Here is a 23,431-nt window from a genome sequence, read left to right as displayed (position 1 = left end):
TAATCATAAACTATCAAGAAGCAAGTTTGAGAGGTTAATGTTAATAACCGAAAGTTTGTGGGAGATAATGAAAAAGGAACATGGGTATACAGATGAAATGCTTGTTGAGATGATTAAAGAGATTGACTTAAAGGATGGTAGACGAGATGGAAGAGTACTGCTTCCACCTGTAAAGTGTGATGCATGTGGTAAGATCATTGAAAAGGGAAGCAATAGATGTTTGTATTGTGGCAATACTGTTGATATGGATTTATTTTATAGATAGGCAGGTAAAATTGCAAGATTCCGTTTTGTAGAATCTTGCAATTTTTAAATTTTAGGTGAAATACTTTTTTAGACAAATTTTAGATGCTTAGCTTTAGTCTTAGAGGGTTCACTTTGTTTCTTTAAAGTTAAATTGTCTGTCTTGTATTACCTTATTATAATTTATTACTTTTCTTTCGTATTCTTCATTCATATATTTTGATGTAATAAGAAAATCAGCAGTTGAATGATTAGTGGCTAAGGGAATGTCATAAACTGCACATATTCTAAGTAGGGCTTTTACATCTGGATCATGTGGCTGAGAAGCTAAGGGATCCCAAAAGAATATTGCAAAATCAATACTGTTTTCTACAATTCTTGAACCAATCTGAAGGTCGCCGCCTAAGGGGCCACTGTTATAAGCTTTTACTGGCAGACCAATATTGTCAACAATCAATCGAGCAGTTGTTCCGGTTCCACTTAGAAAGTGATGTTTTAAAATATCCTTATTCTTATCTACCCATTCTATCAATGGTTGTTTTTTTGTATCATGAGCAATTAAACAGATATGCTTTTGTTTTGCTATAGTAAAATTAATGTACTTATCTTGAATCATACTTCTATTCCTTTCTTTCACAATATAATTTCTAAATATACTACAATGATATAAAAATTATGGGTATATAGCAAGCTAAAATGATGATTTTATGTAATCAAAGAGATGTTAATGGATATTAAGTTATTATTTTGTACTTGATAATACCAAGTTATTTCTAAATCATTCCTTATTGACAATATAAAATCATAGGAGTAACATTAAAGTATAAGAGAATATTTTAAACTTGACCCCGAGAGTCAAAAGCTTGAGGGGGAGAGTAAGTGGATCAAGGTTCTAATGCTGAGGAGATAGTTCTAGAGCAGAGGAGAATTGAGGTGAAGTGGTATTATTGTGCCCTTTGTCAAGAATTTTTCTGTGTTCTTGACAAAGGGCATTTGTATTTTTAAGCTCTTTCAATTTAAACGAAAGGTCTAATAACAAAAGGTCTAAATGCCTTGAGCTTGTATTTTAGAGGAGGTGAGAGATTTATGAACAATACACCTAGAGGAAACAGATTACATATAGCTTTGTTTGGGAAGAGAAATGTTGGAAAGTCAAGCCTTATAAATGCTTTTACACATCAGAAGGTGGCTATTGTCTCTGAATTTGCAGGAACTACGACAGATCCTGTATATAAAAGCATGGAAGTTTTACCTTTAGGGCCGGTTGTGTTTATTGATACACCTGGTATTGATGATGAGGGTGCACTTGGAGAACTAAGAGTTAAGAAAACAAAAGAGGTGTTAAGAAAAACAGATATCGCAATACTTGTAATAACAAGTGATTTTAAGTGGGGGGAGCAAGAGGAAGAACTGATAAGTCAGTTTAAAGAGAGAAATATACCATTTATTATTGCTGTGAATAAATGCGAAAAGATCAATGTTAGCAATAATTTTCTTGATATAAAAGGAATTTCTAATGTATCTGTAGTTAAAACATCTACATTGACAGGGGAAGGAATAGAAAAGCTAATTAAAGAGCTTGTAGAATTGAAAAAAGAAGAAGATCAAAAGTTGCACCTTGTAGATGAGCTTGTAAAAGCAGGTGATTTTGTGATACTGGTTACACCTATTGATAAGGAAGCACCTAAAGGAAGGCTAATACTTCCACAACAGCAGGTGTTGCGAGATATTTTAGATAATGGGGCTATGGCCTTAGTTGTAAAGGAAACCGAGTTAGAACAGTCTTTGAAGAAGTTTTCCTGTAAGCCAGATATAGTTATCACTGATTCACAGGTTTTTGACATAGTAAATGAGATGCTTCCTAAGGAAATACCCCTTACATCCTTTTCAATTATTTATGCAAGACATAAGGGGGATTTGGACTTGTTTTATAAAGCTGTTAGAGAAATTGAAAATCTTAAAGATGACGATTATATACTTGTAGCTGAAGGGTGTACTCATCATCGTAAGGATGATGATATTGGAACTGTAAAAATACCCAATTTTCTTAAAAATAAGACGGGTAAGAGGTTGAATTTTCATCATGTTTCCGGGGGCTTTTTCAAGGAAGATATATCAAAGTATAAAATGATTATTCACTGTGGTGCATGTATGCTTAACAAAAAAGAAATGGAATATCGCCAGGTGTTTTCTTTGGAAAATGGTATTCCTATGATAAATTATGGAATAATTCTTGCTTACCTGCATGGAATAACTGATAGGGCAATGAAGCCTTTTGAAAACAAATTTTAAAAATCGAGGGGGATTAGAGAATGAATTTTTTTGATAAGTATAAAGAAGCTTTTGAAGAATATAATGCGATGGAGAAGGATTTTATTGATGATGATAAAATATGGAAACAGCTTAACAGGGCTGAAAATCCATCAAAAATTGATGTGAGAAAAGTTCTTGAAAAGGCAGAAAAAAAAATGAGGTTAGAGCCAGAAGAAATGGCTGTTCTTATTCAGAATAAAGATATAGAAACAATTAATGAGATGTATAAACTTGCTAATAAGTTAAAAAAAGAGATTTATGGAGAGCGTATTGTGTTTTTTGCCCCGCTATATATAAGTAGCAAATGTGTAAATAATTGCAAATATTGCGGTTTTAGAAAAGATAACAAAATGGTTGAAAGAAGAACTCTTAATATGGATGAAATATCTCAGGAAGTTAAAATAATGGTTGATGAAGGTCAAAAAAGAACGGTGCTTGTTTATGGTGAATCACCTGAAACAACTGTAGATTTTATGTGTGATAGCATCCGTCAGGTGTACGATACTAAATGTGGCAATGGAGAAATAAGAAGAGCCAATATAAATTGTGCACCATTGTCTAGAGAAGAACTTAAAAAACTAAAAGAAACTGGAATTGGAACATTTCAGGTGTTTCAAGAAACGTATCATCATGAAACTTACAGAAAAATGCACCCAGAGGAAACAATTAAAGGTCATTATAGATGGAGACTGTATTCTCAAGACAGAGCAATGGATGTTGGTCTTGATGATGTTGCCATTGGAGCACTTTTTGGGCTTTATGACTGGAAATTTGAAGTTATGGGGCTTTTGCATCACACCATTCATTTAGAGGAAAAATATAATGGCGTTGGTCCCCATACTATTTCATTTCCAAGGATAGAACCAGCTATTGGTACACCGTATCCTTCAGATACTAAATATGCTGTTAGTGACGAAGACTTTAAAAAGTTAGTAGCCATACTAAGGCTTTCCGTACCTTATGCAGGAATGATATTAACTGCTCGCGAGAAGCCTGAAGTAAGAAAAGAGGTTATACCTTTAGGAGTTTCACAAATTGATGCAGGAACTCGTATAGGTGTAGGGGGATATAAAAAATCCGAGGGAAATAAGTTTCCTGACAAGGAACAGTTTCAGCTTGGAGATACCCGATCGTTGGATGATGTAATTGGTGAAACCTGTAGAATGGATAATCTGACTTCTTTTTGCACAGCATGCTATAGAGCAGGAAGGACAGGTGAAGAATTTATGGAGGTTGCCAAATCAAGTTTTGTACATAATTTTTGTATGCCGAATGCAATACTTACATTAAAGGAATATCTTTTAGATTATGCATCAAATGAGACAAAAATAGTTGGAGAAAAAGCTATAAATAAACATGTAAATAAGTTAGAAGATGAGAAGATAAAGAATTTTGTTTTAAAAGCACTAGAAAGAATTGAGAATGGAGAAAGGGATATAAGGGTCTAAAAAATGAAAGATAAACGGGAATTTGAAATATTTGTAAATACTCTTGAAAAAGAGGGTGAACTTGGTAAAGTGAGCCTTGCTAAAATTTTGACATCTGAAAAAACAGACTCTCTTTATTCAGCTGCAGACCGAGTAAGAAAAAAATTTGTAGGTGATGGTGTTCATTTAAGAGGCTTGATTGAATTTAGCAGCTATTGTGGTAATAATTGCTTTTACTGTGGTCTTAGAGCTGCAAATAGCAAAGTTAAAAGGTATAGGATGCAACCTGATGAAATTATCCAATGTGCAGCACATGCTGTGAAATTTGGATTGAAAACAGTGGTATTGCAGAGTGGAGAGGATAAGTCTTTTGGTGTAAATGAATTATGCAAAATTGTCAACAGAATTAAAAGCATGGATGTGGCAGTGACTCTTAGTATTGGAGAATTGTCAAGAAATGAGTATTCACTGCTTAAAAATGCTGGTGCTGATAGATATCTTTTGCGTATTGAAACCAGCAATAAAAAATTGTATGAAAAATTGCATCCAGGAATGAGTCATGAAAATAGATTAAGATGTCTTTATAATTTAAAAGAACTAGGCTATGAAACTGGCACTGGGTGCCTCATAGGATTACCAGGTCAGACTATAGAAATGCTGGCAGAAGATCTTTTGTTATTTAAAAAACTAGGTGTGGACATGATTGGAATAGGGCCATTCATTCCATGTAGAGGGACTCCTCTTGAGTATGAAAAAGGGGGTAATGTTGAAACTGTTTTAAAAATGATGGCATTGGCAAGATTGCTAATGAGGGATATAAATATGCCAGCTACTACAGCTCTTAGTATAAAGGATAGTGATGGTCACAGAAAGGGATTGTGTTGTGGTGCAAATGTGGTTATGCCTAATATGGGAAGGACAGAATATAAAAAGCTGTATAAGATATATCCTGGCAAAGGAGAAGGTTTGATTAATTCCAAAAATCATGTTGATGATATTAAGAGTAAGATAATTAGTCTTGGTAGAAAAATTGGACAAGGCTATGGAAACCGGAATAAAATTTGAAACAACTTTCATGTAACTGGAATCAAGGCGGATTTGACCAAGGTTGGGACTGGTAATTAAAATGTAAAGCTAGCAACAGCTTATAATAAATTAGATAAAAGCCTGTTATTGAAATTATTCAATAGCAGGCTTTTGTCATAGGAATATTATAATCTAAAAAGGCTAATGGAAAATATCCATTAGCCTGATAGATGCTATAACATTTGCTAAATACTTTTTACTAAATAAAATTTTCAAATATTACTAAAAAGTATAAAAAGCAACTAATATTTATAATAAAGCGACGTATATCTAACGGAACTTTATTAATTTTTTTAAATTAATCTGCATTAACATTTATAGCTCTAAGTTTGCGACTGTCTTTTGGGTCAGTTTCAGTGTCAAAAGTAACCTTTTGACCTTCTTCTAGAGTCTTATAACCACTAGACTGAATTGCAGAAAAATGTACGAATACATCATCTCCACCGTTATCGTCGGCTATAAAACCAAATCCTTTTTCTGAGTTAAACCATTTCACTGTACCATTATTCATTGGGTACCTCCATCATTAATTATTATTTGTACCCAAAAAAATAAAACTCACACATGAACAAATCATCCAAAAACAATGATCCACAAACAGGTGAGGTCAAAGCATTTATCTTGAATACCTTATAACTGTATCACAAAAAACAACTATTGTCAAGGAGGAAATTAAAAAATTAAAACAGAAAACTAGAAGAAGAGATTTCTAAAAAATTAGCTGACCTTAGAGTTTTGGCAATGCAATATAAAGCAAATGAGTTTGTTAAAACTACAGAAAATACTACAAATGTTATCAATATTATAAAATTAGTTTTTGCAATTAGAGTTTTAGAACTATTCAATTTGAAAAAAAGAGTGGATATAGTTATAAACTTCAGGTGGAGTAAAATCTCCACCTGAAAGCTTTGATGTTCAGTTAAAGCTAAACAAGCTTACCTTTCAATATAAACAGATCTTGATTGTGCATTCCACTCTACATTAGCACCGATTACCTCTGAAATAAAACGTAAAGGCACATAAGTCCTGTCTTCTATGATTACAGGCTTGTTGTCAAGCTTTGTCAATTCGCCGTTTACTGTTGCTTTTATAGTATCAATTGTAAGTTCTATACTATTATCATTACTATATATACCTACTCCTCTAGCCTTATCATCCCATGTAACTTCACTTCCTAAATTTTCAGCTATAAAACGAACGGGCACCATTGTTCTTGCAGAATCTACATCTATGAAAGGTTTAGCATCAGGAAAATGCACTTCTTCTCCACCCACATTAATTTCTACTTGGTAAGATTTTTCATCAGTAGTATCTAATTCTTTAGTTTCAAGAGTATCTTCAATATTAGAACGTATTTTTTCCTTAAGTTTATCTGTACTTATATCTTTATGACTGGCTACATATGTAAAAACTCCATCATTTTGATTCCAAATTCTTGAACTATCATCTTCTAATTTAGATATCTTTACAAGATAATAAATTATTTGTTCTATATCTAGTTGATCAATATTTTTGATTATAAGTTCATATATTTCTTCAATTTCTTTATGTTTTTCAATATTACCTTTATGAGTATGAGGGAAATAATCTTCATTGTTAAACGTAACCTGTAAATTTTCATGCGGAACAAAATCTGTTGCTTCCCAGATTAAATTATTGCCTTTGTATTTAAATCCTTCTGGTGATATTCTATTAACTCGATATGGTTTTACATCATCCATCACAAATTTAATTTTTGCATGCTCAATATTATTTTTCCAAACAGAACCTGTTTCGATAATATATCCAGTTGTTATATATCCCATAGAATCAATTGTATTATTAAACTTATAAGTATTTTCTATTATTTTTGTTTCACCTTCTTCAAAATTGACTTTAAATGTAAACCATTCATCATACTTCACAAGACCTGGTGTAACTTCATAATCGTCTGGTACAATACTTTTTTCTCTTTTCACATCTAATTCTTTTCCATCTATGAATGTTCTAAAATCTTTTATTTTTATGTTATCTTCTATGTAAAGTGCATGAGGACGTTCTGACATATCAGGCATATTAGGGAATCCCATTAAAACCTCTGTTGCTTCCCCGTGATTTTTAAAAACAAAGGTACACTCTGCATTACCTTGAACAGGATAAACAATGATGCTTTCCGAAACCATTTGAATGTCACTTCCTGAAAGCGGGAAGACACCTTCTGGAGTTCTCCCTAAATTAGTATCATTTGCATAAATATTCACTGTTAAAACCAAAAGCACCATAGTTACTAAGTAAATAAACAATTTCTTTTTCATTTTTATACCCTCTCCCTAGTTTTTTACTAATATTTTCTTATACCATTATAGTATCATAATTTGAAGCTTATTTTCAATGACCTTGGGGGCAGGCTTGAATTATTTACTTATTTATCTACCCAATAACACATTTACATAACATAGTATTTCAAAACTTACTTTAAAAGTAAGGTGAGTTTGACAAAATATTATTTTTATTATACAATATTTTCATGTGCAAAAAAACAAAAGTCAAGTTAATATTTTAAAATATTAAAATATAAAAAAATTTTAAGGGAGGAGTTTTATGGTAAAAAAATTATTACCTAGTTTGTCGATGTTTGTGTTGTATGTTGTTTTAATTTTAGGCAGTCCGTTTTTAATGGAGGTGATTGGAACTGAAAATCAGCAGATTGAGAACAGTAATGTATCAAAAAATGATACAGGAGAGGTAGAAGTAAACGAAAAAGTTGCATATGATAATCTTACAAAAAAATATGCAAAACTTAATTTAGCAGTGCTAGATTCAAATGTGCGAGTTTTTTGTTTTTCCAGTTTTCCAAAAAGTAATGTAGAAATTGTTAAGCTTTATCCTGCAGCACCAGGAAAGTATGAAATTAGATTTGATGATGCTAAAGCAATAAATGATGCAGAGAAAATAGCTTTAGCTTGGATGGAAGTTAAAAGTTTAGAAGATGTGCAAACATCTAATTTTGATTAAGAGGTGTAAAACACAAACACATCCGTGTTAAAACAGTATGGTTTGTTATTTAACAACACTTTTAATGAATTTAAATAGGCCCCCATCTTATAATAAGGTGGGGGCCATTTATTAATCCATATCAAAATCTGAATCGGCTGAAGAATCATTTTTTAATGTAAATGAAAGAAGTTCCATTAGTTTTAAACTTTGTTTTGATAACATCATTGAATTTCCGAGTATAGAGTAGAACAAAATACTTAGTCGGGTTTTAGAAGTACCACAAACTATTCTATCTAACTGTGTATCATTTAGTTTTTTAACGATAGCTTTTAATTGCTTATGTCTTTCTTTAATCTTATCATGCATATTCATATTTTTATTACAAAAAGAGTTTTCTACATCTGTTAATATTTCTGATAGTAAACTTTGCATATTTTTAAGTTCTTCTACTTGAATTGGTAACAGTCCTTTATGGTGATTTAAAACATGTTCGCATGATCTGTAAGTAATATCAGAATGTCCATCAATCAATTTTTGAAGTCTTCTGGTTGTCTGAGAATAATATTTTGAGAAAGCGTTAGGATCGCTTTTTTCCATCAATCTCAAAGTTTTAAAAATATTAGCATTAATGATATTAGCACTTTTTTGGATGTGTTTTAAGTTTTTTCTTTCTTCGCGCAATGTATATCCATTTTGAAGATAAAGACCTTCAAGAGTTTTGTTGAGTGATTGGCGTATATCTTTAATCAATAATCCCATGTGGGATAAACTTACTTCAACAGCTTCATTAAAGTTTGTAACTTTTTTTAAATTATAAACCTCGTCTTGAGATGTGTTTTTTTGTATTTCGCCGTGTTTACGATGACTTTTCCAAACAATACATAGTATTATTGCCAATAGTGCTATAACTCCAACAACCTTTGCGTAAAACATGACTACTGCCATTATGCTGGCAATGAGAAAAGCCATTAATGCAGTGAAAAACCATCCGCCGATTACTGTAAGCACCCCGGTGATGCGATAAACTGCACTTTCTCTTCCCCAAGCTCTGTCAGAAAATGAGGTTCCCATAGAAACCATGAAAGTTACATAGGTTGTTGATAGAGGGAGCTGGAAGGATGTTCCGTATGATATAAGTGCACTTGCAACCATTAAGTTTACAGTAGCTCTTAAAAGGTCGAAAGAAGGTCGATTATCTGAAGTAATTTGGGCTGTATATTTTGAAGTATCAAGTCTGCCAGACATCCACTTTTTTAGTGATCTTGGAGTAAATGATTTTACAAAAGAAATAATAGATATACTTATATATACAATAATACGTGACAGGAGAGTAGAATCATATTTTTCGTCCCCTTCACTTTGATTAACGAGCTTAAGTTCTGTTTCTGATACAGTGCGAGCCTTTTTAGAAAACCATAAAGTCATTGCCATAATAAGCCCCGCTCCTAAAAGCAAAAGAGGATTAGTTTGAACAGATTCACTAAGGGCTGTCATATTAGTTGTAAATCTTGCATCGCCTGTGGGAGCTAAATTATATGCATTTAAACCTGAAACACTAACTCCTATAAAGTTTACAAGGTCATTAGCTGCAAAAGACATTGCTAAGGCAAATGTTCCAGCAAGTATAATCGGCTTGAAGATATTTATTTTTAAGAATAGCAGTGTTTGCAGTGTAACAGCTGAAACTATAAAAATAATCAATAAGCAGATTTGTTGGTGTGATAAAATCCATTCAAGTTGGCTTTTTGATATAAAAGAAGCACTTGATGCACCTTTTATAAAAATAAAATATAATATAGAAGTTAATGCTACCGCACCCCAGAGAGCTCCATATCTTTTAAGTCTTTTTTTATAATCAAAAGTAAAAATTAATCTTGAAATAAATTGTATTATAGAGCCTGAGAGAAAAGCGAGAACAACTGATAAAAATATACCAAATACAATTACAAGAGCATTTGTAGTGTCGATATATTCGGTTATAGCAAAAAATGATTCATTGATTTGTGCTATCTTTAGCCAAGATACTGCGAAAGAACCTCCAAGAAGACCAAAAATAACAGCTACAGTGGTTGATGTAGGCAGTCCAAATGTGTTAAACAAATCTAACAAGACAACATTTGTAAATGCAACAGCCAGAAAAATTATCATTATTTCGGGCATTGTAAGGTACTCTGGATTAAAAATCCCCTTTTGTGCAATTTCCATCATACCACTTGAGAAAATAACACCTAAAATTATACCAATACTTGCTATGAATATAATTACTTTACGAGGTGCAACTCTTGAACCTATTGAAGAATTCAAAAAGTTAACTGCGTCATTACTTACACCCACAACAAGACCGAATACAGAAAAAGCCATTAAAACTAGAACTGCTAGAAAAAATACATCAATTCCAAAAATAATAATCCCCCCATAAATATAAGTTTTTATTATATTGTGGCAACTTTGGTTAAGTTTATTTTTACGCTAAGTAAGCCACTTAATTTTATAGTTTTAGGACAAATAAAACTACCACATATTATAATAACATTAATTAATATATTTGTGTTGAAAAAAATAAAAATTTGTTTTCAATCAGGGTAAATTTTATAATTATTGACATATGTTCTAAACGTGTTATAATGATTGCAAAACAAATGAGTATAGCTCGTACAACAGTTCAGCGAATATATAATAATGCAAGAAAAAAACTTGCAGAGTCATTGGTTGAGGGGGAAATTTTTGTATGTAGAATTTGCTGATGATGTGGTATAGATAATTTATGAAATCAAAAAGGAACGATAATCTTTAATGAAAGGACAAATGTATGTATGAAAACTAATCTTACTGTAAGATATGCTGAAACAGATCAAATGGGGATTGTTCACCATTCAAATTATGCCATATGGTTTGAAGCTGGAAGGACAGATTTTTTAAAAAATATTGACGTATCAAACTCAAGTATTGAAAAGAAGGGTCTATTACTACCTTTGTATGAAATGAAGTGTAAATTTATTTCGCCAGCTAGATATGAAGATGAAGTAGTGATTGAAACAACATTAAAAAAAGTATCTCGTGTACGTATTATTTTTTCATATCAGGTTTTTAATTCTATAAGCAACAGACTTTTAGCAAAAGGTGAAACTATGCATGCCTTTACAAATAAAAATTTAAAACCATTAAATGCTGAAAAAAATATTCCGGAAATATATTCAATACTGCGTAAAAAAGTGAGTAATTAAAAAAATGGAAATTTTAAAATTACCCTTCAGGTGAAGTGGAGTTTTCACCTGAAGATTGATATTTTGAAAAGATGTAACGTTAACGGTGATTTTCTTCAGCAGCTTCTGCAATTGCTTTGGTTTCATGAACAGTACCATATGGGTGTTCTGGAGGAGCATATATAGAGTATAATTTTATTGGTTTATTGCCTGTGTTGATTAAATTATGCCATTTTCCAGCAGGTACAATAATAACATAATCATCATGTACTCTTCTTTGAAAATCAAGTTTACATTCACTATCTCCCATTTTAACAAGTCCTTGACCTTCTTCAACGCGTATAAATTGATCATGGTCAGGATGAACTTCTAAGCCTATGTCTTCTCCAACATTAATACACATCAAAGTTAATTGCAAATATTTACCAGTCCATAAAGCAGTGCGGAAATTGTTGTTTTGTTTAGTCACTTTCTCAATATTAACTACAAAGGGATTAGATCCATAATCTTTCAATTCAATTAAGTAATTATGCATACCTCCATAAGGAGAGGGAAAGTGTGGGCTGGAAAATTGATTCCAAAAGTCTGGATTATACATTAGCATATTAGGCATGTATGGATAGGGGTACACGTTATAAGGACTATACATATTTTTCATTCCTTTCATGGGTTTCTACATTATTATACGTTTTATGTTAGATTGGGTGCATGTCATTTAAGTGAATGAAAATATGGAAGAGGAGTATTTACAGGCTTTAAACTGCGGAACTTTAGTTTTTAGAATAGTGTTCTTTACCTTTAATATATACATCTTATATTACATCAAAACTTGCGATAAGGGAGCTTGCCAATAATAATTTAAAGTGAACTCGTTTAGCTAAAGATAAACATCCAGGCTTCAGGTGGAGCCTTAGAATAAGATAAAAAACGATAAAATATATATAATTAGATATTTTAGAAATATATTCATTGCTTGAACCGATGAAATATATTACAATTATAAGAAAGAGAAATTTTTTGAAAGGATGGGGAATGGAAATGAAAAAATTTTGCAAAAGAAGGACAAGCGCTTGGGTTATCAGTATTGTTATCCTTGCAGCTACAGTTATCTCAGGTGGGGCTTTAAGCAGTGCCTCAGCTCAGTACGATTATGCAAGAGCACTTCAGTATTCACTAATGATGTATGATGCAAACATGTGTGGCACAGGTGTGGAAGAAAACAGTCGGTATACTTGGCGTGGTGATTGTCACGTATACGATGCAGAACTTCCACTTGATTCAACAAACACAAACATGTCAGATGGTTTTATAAGCAGAAATAGCAGTGTTCTTGATCCTGACGGCACTGGAACAATTGATGTTGCTGGTGGATTTCATGACGCAGGTGACCATGTCAAGTTTGGAATGCCTCAGGTATATTCTGCATCTACACTTGGCTGGGGATTCTATGAGTTTAGAGAGCAGTTTGAAGAATTAGGACAAGATGTACATACTAAGAGAATCTTAAGATATTTTAATGATTATTTAATGAAAGTTACCTTTAGAGATTCTTCTGGTGATGTAGTGGCTTATTGTTATCAAGTAGGTGATGGAGATGTAGACCATGCTTACTGGGATCCGCCTGAAGAAAATACTATGTTTAGAAGAGGATGGTTTGCTACAGAGGAATTACCTTCAACAGACTGTATTTCAGGAGCAGCAGCTTCTCTTGCAATAAACTATATGAATTTTAAAGATGAAGATCCTCAATATGCAGAAAAAAGTCTTGATTATGCAAAAGCCTTATTTGACTTTGCATATTCTAATAATAAAGAAGTTAATGATGATGGGCCTAAAATTTACTACGCCTCATCTAAGTGGGAAGATGATTATTGCTGGGCAGGAGTTTGGCTTTATCTAGCCACACAGGATGATTTTTATTTAGACGAAGTATTTAAGTATTATGATTATTATGCACCTGCTTGGTGGACACATTGCTGGAATGATATGTGGCCAGGAACAGCAATTATTATGGCTCAAATAAATGATAAATATGATAGTAACAGTTCAAATTTTGAAGACAGATTAAGACAGGCTTCTGGTATGGATCAATGGGCTGAAATAGATTTTTGGAGTCAGGTAGAGTTGCTAGTACAAAACTGGATGAATGGTGAAACTGTAACTATTACACCAGGTGGATATGCCTTTTTAAACAGATGGGGTTCTGCAAGATACAATACAGCTACTCAACTTGTAGCACTTGTTTATGACAAGCATAATAATGGGGATAGTCCATCTCAATACAGTGAGTGGGCAAGAGATCAGATGAATTATCTTATGGGTGATAATCCAAATAATCTTTCTTACATAGTTGGATATAATGATAATTCTGTTGAGTTTCCACATCATAGAGCAGCATCACGTACAAGCAATGCAGAAGATCCTTCTACTCATGAGCATGTATTATATGGTGCATTAGTTGGAGGACCGGGAGAAAATGATGAGCATATCGATGTAACACATGACTATATTTATAACGAGGTAACAATAGACTATAATACAGCTTTTGTTGGAGCAGCGGCTGGTCTGTACAGATTCTTTGGAGATTCTTCTATGAGTGTAACACCAAACTTTCCACCTGATGGAAGAGAGCTAGGCGACAGCAGTGGAGGTGACGATGATGACACTCCACCAACAATATTATATGGTGACTTAAATGGAGATGGATTAATTGATTCTACAGATATAACTTTAATGGGAAGGTATATTCTTGAAATAGTTGATGAGTTTGACGTGCCACTTGAAGCAGCAGATTTAAATGGAGATGGTGTGGTGGATTCTAGTGACCATATAATTTTGAGAAGATACTTGCTTGAAATGATATCAGAGTTCCCTGTGGAACAGTAGTTTGATAAATATATATTGGTTACTTTTATTATGTTTATAGTTTAGATAAAAATATCTCGTGATGTTATATTGCGAGATATTTTTTTACTTTTTAAAAGGATGATTTTGTAAAAAAAAATCTTTGAAAAATTATTTCAAATTTGATATAATGATAAAGTAAAAATCTTGTTTATCGTTGCAGTATTATAAATTCCGTTTTAGATTTCCTATTCTAATTTGCTTTCAATGTAATTATATTTTCATCAATTTTAAAAAATATGATTTCAACTTGCTATTTCAATAGATTAAAAGTGTTATCACTTACATACTATTGAAATGTGAGTAGAAAATAAATTTATTTAAGGAGGAAGAAAAATTGGTAAAAAAAATGAAAAGGACAGGTGTAGTTTTGGTGGTACTATCAGTGCTATTAACATCATTGATAGTGTTTACTGGGAATGATTTCACTAAGGTGGGAGCATCATCATCTACATTTCCTTACAATGTAACTTATGATTATGGTTTTAGTTCATTAGCTGATGATCAGGCAGCAGCTAATGCAATGCTTCAAGAGGAGTGGGAAGACTGGAAAGCCACTTACGTAACATCAAGTGGTGCAGGTGGATACAGAAGGGTACAAAGAGATGCAGGCACGGACTTTGATACTGTATCAGAAGGTTTAGGATATGGTATGATACTGGCTGTATACTTTGGTGATCAAGATCTTTTTGATGATTTATTCTCATATGTTAAGTTGTATTACAACAGTAACGGACTTATGGGATGGCAAATTGACAGCAGTGGAAATATAGTAGAACCTGGTGGTGGAGATTGTGCGACAGATGCGGATGAAGATATTGCTGTATCCCTTGTATTTGCTGATAGCAAGTGGGGATCAACAGGTGGCCATGATTATCAACAGGAAGCATTAGATTTAATTTATAATTTATATGATCACTGTGTAGAGCAAGGTACATATGTATTGAAAGCTGGAGATACTTGGGGTGGTTCAGACATAACTAATCCTTCTTACTTTGCTCCAGCATGGTACAGAGTATTTGCTGAATTTACAGGTGACGACAGATGGTTAAGTGTTGCTGACAAGTGTTATGACATAGTTGATAATGTTCACAATTATAATGCTGGAACAGGTCTTGTACCTGATTGGTGTACAGCAGATGGTACAAGGGCTGGTTCTATGGGGTATGAGTATTCCTATGATGCAGCACGTTATCCTTGGAGAACAGCAATTGACTATTCCTGGTTTGGTGAGCCAAGAGCAAAAGAAAATTGTGATTTAATAACTGCATTTTTCCAGACACAGGGAGCTGAAGGTATTGTTGATGGATATGAGATAGATGGAACTCCAACAGGTGAGTATCACAATGCTACTTTTATTGGACCGATAGCTTCAGGTGCAATGACAGGTTTAGATCTTGATTTTGCTAAAGAACTTTACAACGAAACAGTAGAGGTTAAAGATGGTGGAGATTATCACTACTATGGAAACAGTGTAAGACTTATGACTTTATTACACTTAACTGGTAATTTCCCTAATCTTTTAGAAGACAGTGATGGACCAGCAGCAACGCCACGTCCAACACCTCCACCAGCACAACCTGGAGAGCTTATTATTGATAGTTTTACAGGTTCTTCTGCTTGGGTAACTTATGATGGAGAAGGTGCATCAGTTGAGGCAGAAATAGTACCAAGAGATGATGGTGGAAGTGCAATGGAAGTAAACTACAGCGGTTCTGCATCTGGTTATTGGGGCGTATTAGAATCAATGGTAGGCACAGATATCACAGAAGCAACAGGGATTTCATTTGATATTAAAGGAACAAGTAATGAAGTAAGGTTTATGTTGGTTGAGGAAGGAACTGAAGCTGGTGAAGATGGAGAGCAGTGGGAATACATAGTAAGTCCTAGCAGTAGCTGGACTACTTTAGAGATATCCATGAGTGACCTTTCACCAAGAGAAGATTGGCAGCCACCTGCTGCGGATGGCAACAATAGATTAGATTTGGATAAAATCATATCCTTACATTTTTCTGGAATGAATGCAAATGCAGGTTCATTTACAGTGGATAATGTGAAGTTTACAGGTCTTCCAGAAGCAGAACCAACACCGGAACCAACACCGGAACCGACACCGGAACCAACACCGGAACCAACACCGGAGCCATCAGAACCATCATATGGTGATTTAAATGGAGATGGAATAATTGATTCTACAGACTATGCACTAATGAGCAGGTATATATTAGAAATACCTGTATCAAATATAAATCTTGACAATGCAGATTTAAATGGAGATGGAACAATAGATTCTACTGATGCAACTCTTTTAAGTAGATATTTATTGGAAATTATAGATGCATTTCCAGTTGAATAAGAAAACGCACATTCTCGTGATTTTAGTCATGAATTAATGTGGCGTAAGTTAGTATAACAAAGGAGCTGGTTCAAAGGACTGGCTCCTTTATTTTTATTAAATATATCCTTTTAAAATTAATTTGTTTAGATAAAAATAAAATTGGTATATAATTATTAGTAAGTTTATGGTTTAATTTCAGATAAAAATAAAAGGGGCTGAAGATAATTATGGAAGGTTTGATTTATAGCTTTTTAGCAGGTATATCCACTACTTTAGGAGTAGTTGTGTTATTGATATTAGGAAAGCCGGGAAATAAGCTATTGGCTACATTTCTAGGGTTTGCTGGCGGTATAATGCTGGCTATTTCTCTTTTTGAGTTAGTTCCAGAGTCGGTTGAAATAGGTTCAATGACAAGTGCAATTATAGGAGTTCTACTAGGTGCGGGCATGATGTTTTCATTAGATAAGATTATTCCGCATTCACATATGTCCAGTGGTGATAATGTAGTTGTAGAAAATTCTGAAAAACTCAAACAAATAGATAATCCAATGAAAAGAACAGGTTATCTTATTTTGTTTGGAATTGCACTTCATAACTTGCCAGAAGGCCTAGCCATTGGGGCGGGGCTGGAAGCAAGTCCAGAATTAGGATTTTTTATTGCTTTAGCAATTGCACTTCACAATATACCAGAGGGATTAGCTATTTCAGGTCCTTTAAAAGCAGGGGGAGTTTCAATAGGTAAAATATTTTTATTTGTACTTATAGCAGGGTTGATGACACCTGTTGGAACTGCAATTGGAATGTTGTTTTTAGCAATATCACCTATTTTTGTTGGAGGTTCGCTGGCATTTGCAGCAGGAGCAATGATTTATATTGTTAATGATGAGCTTATACCACAGGCAAATGGAATGCACAGCCACCTTGCAAATGCAGGACTAATATCAGGACTTTTACTTGGACTTGCCATTTTTTAATCTCTTAGGGGTGAATTCCTCGCCCCTTGGGGCGTAGACAAATTTTGATACCCGCTGCTTGTTGCGAGGAGAATTCATTTAGTAGAATCTATATCTTTTTCTTTAGTTAAAGTTTTTTCTTTTGGAGTCTCTTCAGAAGATTTACTTTTCCCATATCCAAAAAGAAGTTTTTTAAAGCGTTTAAATCTAAAATAACTTCCCCCTTTTGTAAAAGACATTTCAGCCATCCTTATAAGTTTCATAAAAGTATTTCCGAATCTACCCAATTTAGATAGGCGAGACAATCGAACAAGACGAAAAAGTCTTGCAATTCTAAAAAATCTAAAGACAATATCTAAAGGTATGATAGCAATTATTTCAATCCAAGAAGTTTTAAAAAAAGAGATAGTAGAGCCTTTCCACCTTTTGTATCGAAACCATAAGTCTACTGCAAAAATTGCACAAACAACAAAATCAAAAATTTCAACAAATCGACTGAATTGAAGGTTATCAACAAGCCAAACATCTGCAAGAGCAAGTCCTAACACAAGTAGTACAAGTACAATCATAGCTGTTTCAATTTTTTCCTGTAGAGTACTATTGTGAAGAATCATGTTGTAAAGAGTGGTGAAAATTTTAATAAATTTTTTAACTGTTTTAACTACTTTTTGTTTTAAGAATTGAAACAAGGAAGGGCTCACCTCCAAAAAAATCTCCCTCTCTATTTTAGCACATAATCCCCAATATTTATAGTCAAATTTTAGTACAATCTTTGCAAGTAGAAAAGTGAATAAAAAAAGCTTATAAGTTTGATTTTTAACTAAATCTAAACCAGTTTACTAATTGTAAAATGTCTTATATTTATGATGAATAAAATGTTAGAAAACATTACTGTAGCATTAATTTTTCTAACATCAAAGGCTCAATATATTTACCGTCCTTATATGCTCTCATATTTCCACCTGATATTTCATCAATTAGGACAATTTGATTATTTACTCGACCAAATTCTAGCTTAATATCATACAATTCTAAATTCTTTTTTGCCAATTCGTCTTTAATTACATTAGAAATTCTTTTAGTTAAATCTTTTAGCTGTGCATATTCGTCTGTAGTTAATATATTAAGCATGTTGAGAGCATCTTCACTTATAGGAGGATCTCCTCTTTCATCATCTTTAAGGGTTATTTCTACAAATGCATCTAAAGGTTGACCTTCTTCTGCATACATTCCATATCGACGCAGGAAACTTCCCACAGCTCTATAGCGACAGATAACTTCTAAACCCTTCCCAAACATAGTTGCAGGTTTTACTGTCATTGTTGACTCATCAATGTTTGCATCAATGAAGTGAGTTGGTATATTCTTTTCATTTAGCTTTTCAAAAAACATTTTTGTCAGCCTAAGACCGGCTTTTCCAGCTCCATCTATAGTTAAACCTACAGTATTAGCTCCTGGATCAAATTTCCCGTCCTCACCAGTAACATCGTCTTTAAATTTTAAAATATAATTTCCGCTTTCTAATTCATATACATCTTTGGTTTTGCCTTTATAAATCAGTTTCATTCTTTCTCATCCTCTCTATTAATATTATTGTTATTTCAGCTAAAGATTATAATCAAATAAGTAAGTTTTGCTGTAATAAACATATAAACTATAACTTCTTAAAAAGTGTCTTGTAGCTCTTAATACAAAGGTTTATTAAACTTTTTTAAGAAGAATAGTATAACACACAAAAATAGTATACAATAATATGGTATCGCTGGCAATGGTGAATTAAGTGTGGCACATACATTAATCAACACTCTGTTTACAGCTGCCGCTTGAATATGATATTATATTTATTATTATGATTGGATGGAGGAATTAGAAATGCTTAAGATTACAAGCAGAGAAATAAGAGAAATTTTTTTGAAATTTTTTGAAGATAAAAATCATTTAAGAATTTCGGGATCATCAATAATTCCATCAAATGACCCGACATTATTATTCATAAATTCAGGGATGGCTCCTTTAAAAAAATATTTTACAGGGGAAGCTCAGCCACCGAATCCAGATTTATGTAATATTCAGCCTTGTATTAGAACAATTGATATTGATGAAGTAGGTGACAGACACCATTTAACTAGTTTCGAAATGCTAGGTAGTTGGTCAATAAATAACTATTTTAAAGAAAAGGCGATATCTTTAGCTTTTCAACTTTTAGTAAACGGACTTAAAATTCCTAAAGAAAAACTTTATGTAACTGTATTTGAAGGTTGTAAGGAGCTAAATCTTTCTCCTGATAATGAATCAGCTAAGGTGTGGGAAGAGCTTGGAATTCCAAAAAGTCATATTGTATATCAGCCATTTGAAGATAACTTTTGGGGCCCGGCTGCTGAAACAGGACCGTGTGGGCCTTGTACAGAGGTATTTTATGATACTGGTGATGAATATGGAGATGAATACGTGGAAGGTGGTCATTTTGACACTGAAAGCAGGTATATTGAGATTTGGAATGCAGGGGTTTTCATGCAGTTTAATAAAAACTCAGATGGGACTTATAGCAATTTAAAATTTAAAAGTGTTGATACCGGAGCAGGTCTTGAAAGACTTACAATGGTGTTAAATGGTTTGAAATCTGTTTATGAAACGGATTTATTAAAGCCTGTTATAGATCAGGTTGCTTTACAGGCAAAAGTTAAGGATTCTTTAAGCCCAAAAGTTATGAGGACTATTACAGATCATCTTAGGACAACTGCATTTATTCTTTCAGAAGGTATAAAACCGTCTAATGATGGCAGAGGATACATACCAAGACGCCTGATAAGAAAATGTGCTGCTTTAGCATTAAAGGCTAAAATTGAAGACTTTGACTTTGTTTCAGTTTTAAATAAGATAATTGAACAGTATTCTGATTTTTATGCACAGTTTAAAGAAAACAAAGAAGATATAATATCCACTTTTGAGAATGAAAGAACACATTTTCAGCAAGTACTAAAAGATGGATTCAAAAGATTGGAGAAAATAACAGGTAAACAAAATTTCAAAATAAGTGGAAAAGACGCATTTATATTGGTTTCTACATTTGGAATACCAATTGACCTGATACAGGAATATGCTGATGAAAAAGGTGGAAGTGTAAATATAGATGAATTTAAAAAAGAATTCAAAAAACATCAGGAAATTTCAAAGAGTCCTTCATCAGGAAGTGATAGTGAAGACGGAGCATTAAGCTTGAACAAATTAGAAGATGCTTTAAGTGATATTTCTGAAACTGAATTTTTAGGTTATGAAGTTTATGACTGTGAAGGTACTATATTAAGTATTATTAAAGATGGTGAAAAGGTAAGTAATGCAAAAAGTGGAGACAAGGTATTGATAATAACTGATAAAACTCCTTTTTATGCTGAAGGTGGAGGACAAGTTCCAGATGTTGGAGAGCTTATAACATCTGCTGGAAAAGCAAATATTATTGATGTTCAAAAAAATGATAATGATACCTTTGCACATTTAGCTGTTGTAAAAGATGGAGATTTGAATGCAGACTCAAATGTAAATATGAAAATAGACAGTGAAAGAAGATTAAAGATACAGGCAAATCACTCTAGTGTGCATCTTTTGCAAAGTGCATTGAGAAAGATACTTGGTGATAGTATAAATCAGGCTGGATCTTTAGTTGAAGAAGATAAACTGAGGTTTGACTTTCAATATGATGACAAATTAACAGATGAAGAAATTGACATTGTCGAAAAGCAGGTTAATGAATATATACAAATGAATATTCCTCTTACAACTGAGGTTACAACATTAAATGATGCAATGAAAAAAGGTGTTTTGGCTTTTTTTGGTGACAAGTATGGGGATAGTGTAAAAGTTGTACAGTTTGGAGACATATCAAAGGAATTATGTGGAGGTACCCATATTAGTGAAACTGGAAAAATTGGCTGTTTCAAAATCCTTTCAGAAGGTAGTGTTGGAAGAGGAACAAGGAGGATTACAGCAGTTACTGGTAATACTGCCATAGAATATACTCAAAATCAAATTAAAATATTAAAAGAAGTTGCATCAAAACTAAAGGTTTCACCTGAGAATGTTTTATCTAAGTTAGAGTCTTTATTAAAAGCACCTAAGAAGAAGGAGAGTTCGGAATTTAAGCCTCTGGACAAGACGGAAATTCAAGAAAACACAAAGACATCTGAAAATTCTCAAAAATACTTTGTAAAGGTTTTTGACGAGTTTTCTAATGAGATTCGTGATGAAGCAATAAGGATTTCAGAAGTTATTCAGGGAATAGTATGCTTTATATGTAAAGTTGAAGACAAATTAAGAGTTATTGTTGCAGTGGATAAACCTATTTCCAAAAAGTATAATGCCAATTTAGTAATTAAAAATGCTTTAAAATATATTGACGGAAAAGGTGGAGGCAAGCCACACTTAGCTTTAGGTGGAGGTGCCAATACAGAAAATTATAAAAAGATTGTTGAAGAGTTTGATAAAATTATTGATAGTATATAAAGTTAATAATTCAAAAAGGGGCAGAAGCTACGCTTTTGCCCCTTTTTTTAGAAAAAGTTAATAAATAAAGATAAGAATTATTGGGTATAAATAGTTTAATAAAATTTATCAAAAATGAAATGAGGTAATATATTTGTCAATAGGTTATGCATGTATTGCATTAGGTGTTAGAGAAGGGAAGTTAAAACGTTGCATTTTAAATAAAGCCAGTGAGGACAAATTAAGAGATGTTATTGATTCAAACCTTTCTGCACTTGAAAGTATTATAAATTATAATATTAAAAATGGTGTTAAGCTTTTTAGAATAAGCTCAGATATTATACCTTTTGCATCTCATCCTATTAATCAAATTAAATGGTGGGAAGATTATGAAGATAAGTTATTAAGGATTGGAGAAAGGATAAAGAAGGGTAATATAAGGGTTTCAATGCATCCAGGACAGTATAGTGTATTAAATTCTAATAATTCAGAAGTTGTTTCAAATGCAATAAAGGATTTAGAGTACCACAATAGATTATTAGATAAATTAAATGTCGATAAATCTTGCAAGATAGTCTTACATGTTGGGGGCGTTTATGGCAATAAACAAGAAGCATTAGAAAGGTTTTGTAACCATTACGACTGTCTTGACGAAAAAATCAAACAAAGATTAATAATTGAAAATGACGAACGATGCTATAATATAGAGGATGTTTTAAATATAGGGGTAAAGAAGAATATTCCTGTAGTGTTTGACATTTTACATCATCAAGTAAATTTACCAAAGAAAGATTTAAATTATGTTGATTGGATAAAACTTTCCAGTAAAACATGGAATGGTTTTGATGGAAAGCAAAAAGTTCATTATTCAGAACAATCTAAAACTGGTAGGATTGGGGCACATTCAAGTACTGTAAGCATTAATGAATTCTTAAGTTTTTACAATAAAGTTAAAGATTTAGACATTGATATTATGTTAGAGACAAAAGATAAGAATTTATCTTGCTTAAAATGTATATATTCCACCCAAGAAAGCATACCGAGAAAGTATATTGAAAAGGAATGGGCTAGATATAAATATCTGGTTATGAGCAAATCTTATGCATTATATAGAGAAGTTAGCAAATTATTTAAGGATGAAAAAAATGCTAAAGATTTATCGCTAAAATTTTACAGACTTATTGAAAAGGCTCAGTGTACAAATTATTCTAAATCTGATGAGGAAAATACAGCTTTACATATATGGGGTTACTTTAAGAAATTTGCATTGGAAAAGGAGAAGAAATTATTTTTTGAAAAGCTTGAAAAAACTAAAAGTGAAGATGAGGATATAAAACTTATAAAGAAATATTTATATAAACTTGCTGACAAATACGAAAAAGAGTATCTTTTAAGATCCCATTATTTTTTGGGGTATTGAAACAAATATTATAAAAAGGACGCAATTACCTTACAATTACACCCTTTTCTAAAATTATTGACAGTATATAAACTGTAGCATATCTATTTATC

19 protein-coding genes and 1 pseudogene are annotated in these 23,431 nt (G+C 32.6%); 13 read left to right on the top strand and 7 right to left on the bottom strand.

What is annotated here, in order from left to right:
* Nucleotides 1-67 precede the first annotated feature (67 nt).
* Nucleotides 68-265 carry a hypothetical protein gene (locus RBH29_RS07455; protein WP_306696144.1) on the top strand — a complete coding sequence of 66 codons (198 nt, stop codon included), beginning with the start codon at nt 68-70 and terminating at the stop codon, nt 263-265.
* Between the two features lie 108 nt (nt 266-373).
* On the opposite strand, the gene RBH29_RS07450 is transcribed toward RBH29_RS07455, so the two are convergent.
* The gene (locus RBH29_RS07450) at nt 374-859 is read right to left on the bottom strand and encodes a methylglyoxal synthase (protein ID WP_306696143.1); all 486 of its coding nucleotides are present in this window, start codon (nt 857-859) and stop codon (nt 374-376) included.
* Nucleotides 860-1,122: 263 nt separating this feature from the next.
* On the opposite strand from RBH29_RS07450, the gene RBH29_RS07445 reads away from it, so the two are divergent.
* The 4 genes from RBH29_RS07445 (at nt 1,123) to hydE (ending at nt 5,048) form a co-directional block, all read left to right on the top strand.
* Nucleotides 1,123-1,248, top strand: coding sequence for a hypothetical protein (locus RBH29_RS07445; RefSeq protein WP_306696142.1), 126 nt, complete (start codon nt 1,123-1,125; stop codon nt 1,246-1,248).
* 81 nt (nt 1,249-1,329) lie between these two features.
* Entirely contained in the window at nt 1,330-2,535 is a 1,206-nt protein-coding gene (gene hydF, locus RBH29_RS07440) for a [FeFe] hydrogenase H-cluster maturation GTPase HydF (RefSeq protein WP_306696141.1), read from the top strand.
* 20 nt (nt 2,536-2,555) lie between these two features.
* On the top strand, nt 2,556-4,004 hold the full coding sequence (gene hydG, locus RBH29_RS07435; RefSeq protein ID WP_306696140.1) for a [FeFe] hydrogenase H-cluster radical SAM maturase HydG: 1,449 nt from the start codon (nt 2,556-2,558) through the stop codon (nt 4,002-4,004).
* A gap of 3 nt (nt 4,005-4,007) precedes the next feature.
* A complete protein-coding gene (gene hydE / locus RBH29_RS07430; protein ID WP_306696139.1) occupies nt 4,008-5,048 on the top strand; it encodes a [FeFe] hydrogenase H-cluster radical SAM maturase HydE in 1,041 nt (346 codons plus the stop codon).
* Nucleotides 5,049-5,367: 319 nt separating this feature from the next.
* On the opposite strand, the gene RBH29_RS07425 is transcribed toward hydE, so the two are convergent.
* The gene (locus tag RBH29_RS07425; RefSeq protein ID WP_306696138.1) at nt 5,368-5,580 is read right to left on the bottom strand and encodes a cold-shock protein; all 213 of its coding nucleotides are present in this window, start codon (nt 5,578-5,580) and stop codon (nt 5,368-5,370) included.
* 424 nt (nt 5,581-6,004) lie between these two features.
* Nucleotides 6,005-7,363 carry a copper amine oxidase N-terminal domain-containing protein gene (locus RBH29_RS07420; RefSeq protein ID WP_306696136.1) on the bottom strand — a complete coding sequence of 453 codons (1,359 nt, stop codon included), beginning with the start codon at nt 7,361-7,363 and terminating at the stop codon, nt 6,005-6,007.
* A gap of 286 nt (nt 7,364-7,649) precedes the next feature.
* Here RBH29_RS07420 and RBH29_RS07415 point away from each other — a divergent pair, with 286 nt between their 5' ends.
* Nucleotides 7,650-8,063: a hypothetical protein gene (locus tag RBH29_RS07415; protein ID WP_306696135.1), complete on the top strand. Its 414-nt coding sequence runs from the start codon at nt 7,650-7,652 to the stop codon at nt 8,061-8,063.
* A gap of 111 nt (nt 8,064-8,174) precedes the next feature.
* On the opposite strand, the gene RBH29_RS07410 is transcribed toward RBH29_RS07415, so the two are convergent.
* Nucleotides 8,175-10,406 (bottom strand): inorganic phosphate transporter, encoded by a 2,232-nt coding sequence (locus RBH29_RS07410; protein WP_306696134.1) that lies wholly within the window; start codon nt 10,404-10,406, stop codon nt 8,175-8,177.
* Between the two features lie 269 nt (nt 10,407-10,675).
* Here RBH29_RS07410 and RBH29_RS07405 point away from each other — a divergent pair.
* Nucleotides 10,676-10,768: pseudogene (locus tag RBH29_RS07405) on the top strand (DUF134 domain-containing protein); the annotation flags it as partial.
* Between the two features lie 90 nt (nt 10,769-10,858).
* The gene (locus RBH29_RS07400; RefSeq protein ID WP_306696133.1) at nt 10,859-11,269 is read left to right on the top strand and encodes an acyl-CoA thioesterase; all 411 of its coding nucleotides are present in this window, start codon (nt 10,859-10,861) and stop codon (nt 11,267-11,269) included.
* A 79-nt stretch (nt 11,270-11,348) separates the two neighbouring features.
* On the opposite strand, the gene RBH29_RS07395 is transcribed toward RBH29_RS07400, so the two are convergent.
* Nucleotides 11,349-11,897 carry a cupin domain-containing protein gene (locus RBH29_RS07395; protein WP_306696132.1) on the bottom strand — a complete coding sequence of 183 codons (549 nt, stop codon included), beginning with the start codon at nt 11,895-11,897 and terminating at the stop codon, nt 11,349-11,351.
* Between the two features lie 389 nt (nt 11,898-12,286).
* On the opposite strand from RBH29_RS07395, the gene RBH29_RS07390 reads away from it, so the two are divergent.
* From RBH29_RS07390 to RBH29_RS07375, 3 genes are all read left to right on the top strand, one after another.
* Entirely contained in the window at nt 12,287-14,134 is a 1,848-nt protein-coding gene (locus RBH29_RS07390) for a glycoside hydrolase family 9 protein (protein WP_459076766.1), read from the top strand.
* Nucleotides 14,135-14,489: 355 nt separating this feature from the next.
* On the top strand, nt 14,490-16,508 hold the full coding sequence (locus RBH29_RS17840) for a glycosyl hydrolase family 8 (RefSeq protein ID WP_373463302.1): 2,019 nt from the start codon (nt 14,490-14,492) through the stop codon (nt 16,506-16,508).
* A gap of 209 nt (nt 16,509-16,717) precedes the next feature.
* On the top strand, nt 16,718-17,464 hold the full coding sequence (locus tag RBH29_RS07375; RefSeq protein ID WP_306696131.1) for a ZIP family metal transporter: 747 nt from the start codon (nt 16,718-16,720) through the stop codon (nt 17,462-17,464).
* A 74-nt stretch (nt 17,465-17,538) separates the two neighbouring features.
* Here RBH29_RS07375 and RBH29_RS07370 read toward each other — a convergent pair whose 3' ends face one another.
* Together RBH29_RS07370 and RBH29_RS07365 are read right to left on the bottom strand one after the other, a co-directional pair.
* A complete protein-coding gene (locus tag RBH29_RS07370; RefSeq protein ID WP_306696130.1) occupies nt 17,539-18,132 on the bottom strand; it encodes a hypothetical protein in 594 nt (197 codons plus the stop codon).
* A 199-nt stretch (nt 18,133-18,331) separates the two neighbouring features.
* The gene (locus RBH29_RS07365) at nt 18,332-19,009 is read right to left on the bottom strand and encodes a phosphoribosylaminoimidazolesuccinocarboxamide synthase (protein WP_306696129.1); all 678 of its coding nucleotides are present in this window, start codon (nt 19,007-19,009) and stop codon (nt 18,332-18,334) included.
* Nucleotides 19,010-19,315: 306 nt separating this feature from the next.
* On the opposite strand from RBH29_RS07365, the gene alaS reads away from it, so the two are divergent.
* Both alaS and uvsE read left to right on the top strand, forming a co-directional pair.
* Complete coding sequence (gene alaS, locus RBH29_RS07360) at nt 19,316-21,940, top strand: alanine--tRNA ligase (protein ID WP_306696128.1); 2,625 nt, start codon at nt 19,316-19,318, stop codon at nt 21,938-21,940.
* Nucleotides 21,941-22,073: 133 nt separating this feature from the next.
* Nucleotides 22,074-23,339, top strand: a complete 1,266-nt coding sequence (uvsE, locus tag RBH29_RS07355; RefSeq protein ID WP_306696127.1) for a UV DNA damage repair endonuclease UvsE — start codon at nt 22,074-22,076, stop codon at nt 23,337-23,339.
* Nucleotides 23,340-23,431 lie beyond the last annotated feature (92 nt).

Origin of the sequence: Herbivorax alkaliphila, from assembly GCF_030848475.1 — a bacterium.
GTDB lineage: Bacteria > Bacillota > Clostridia > Acetivibrionales > Acetivibrionaceae > Herbivorax.
Note: the sequence above shows the minus strand (reverse complement) of the source record. Positions and strands in the feature narration are given on the sequence as shown.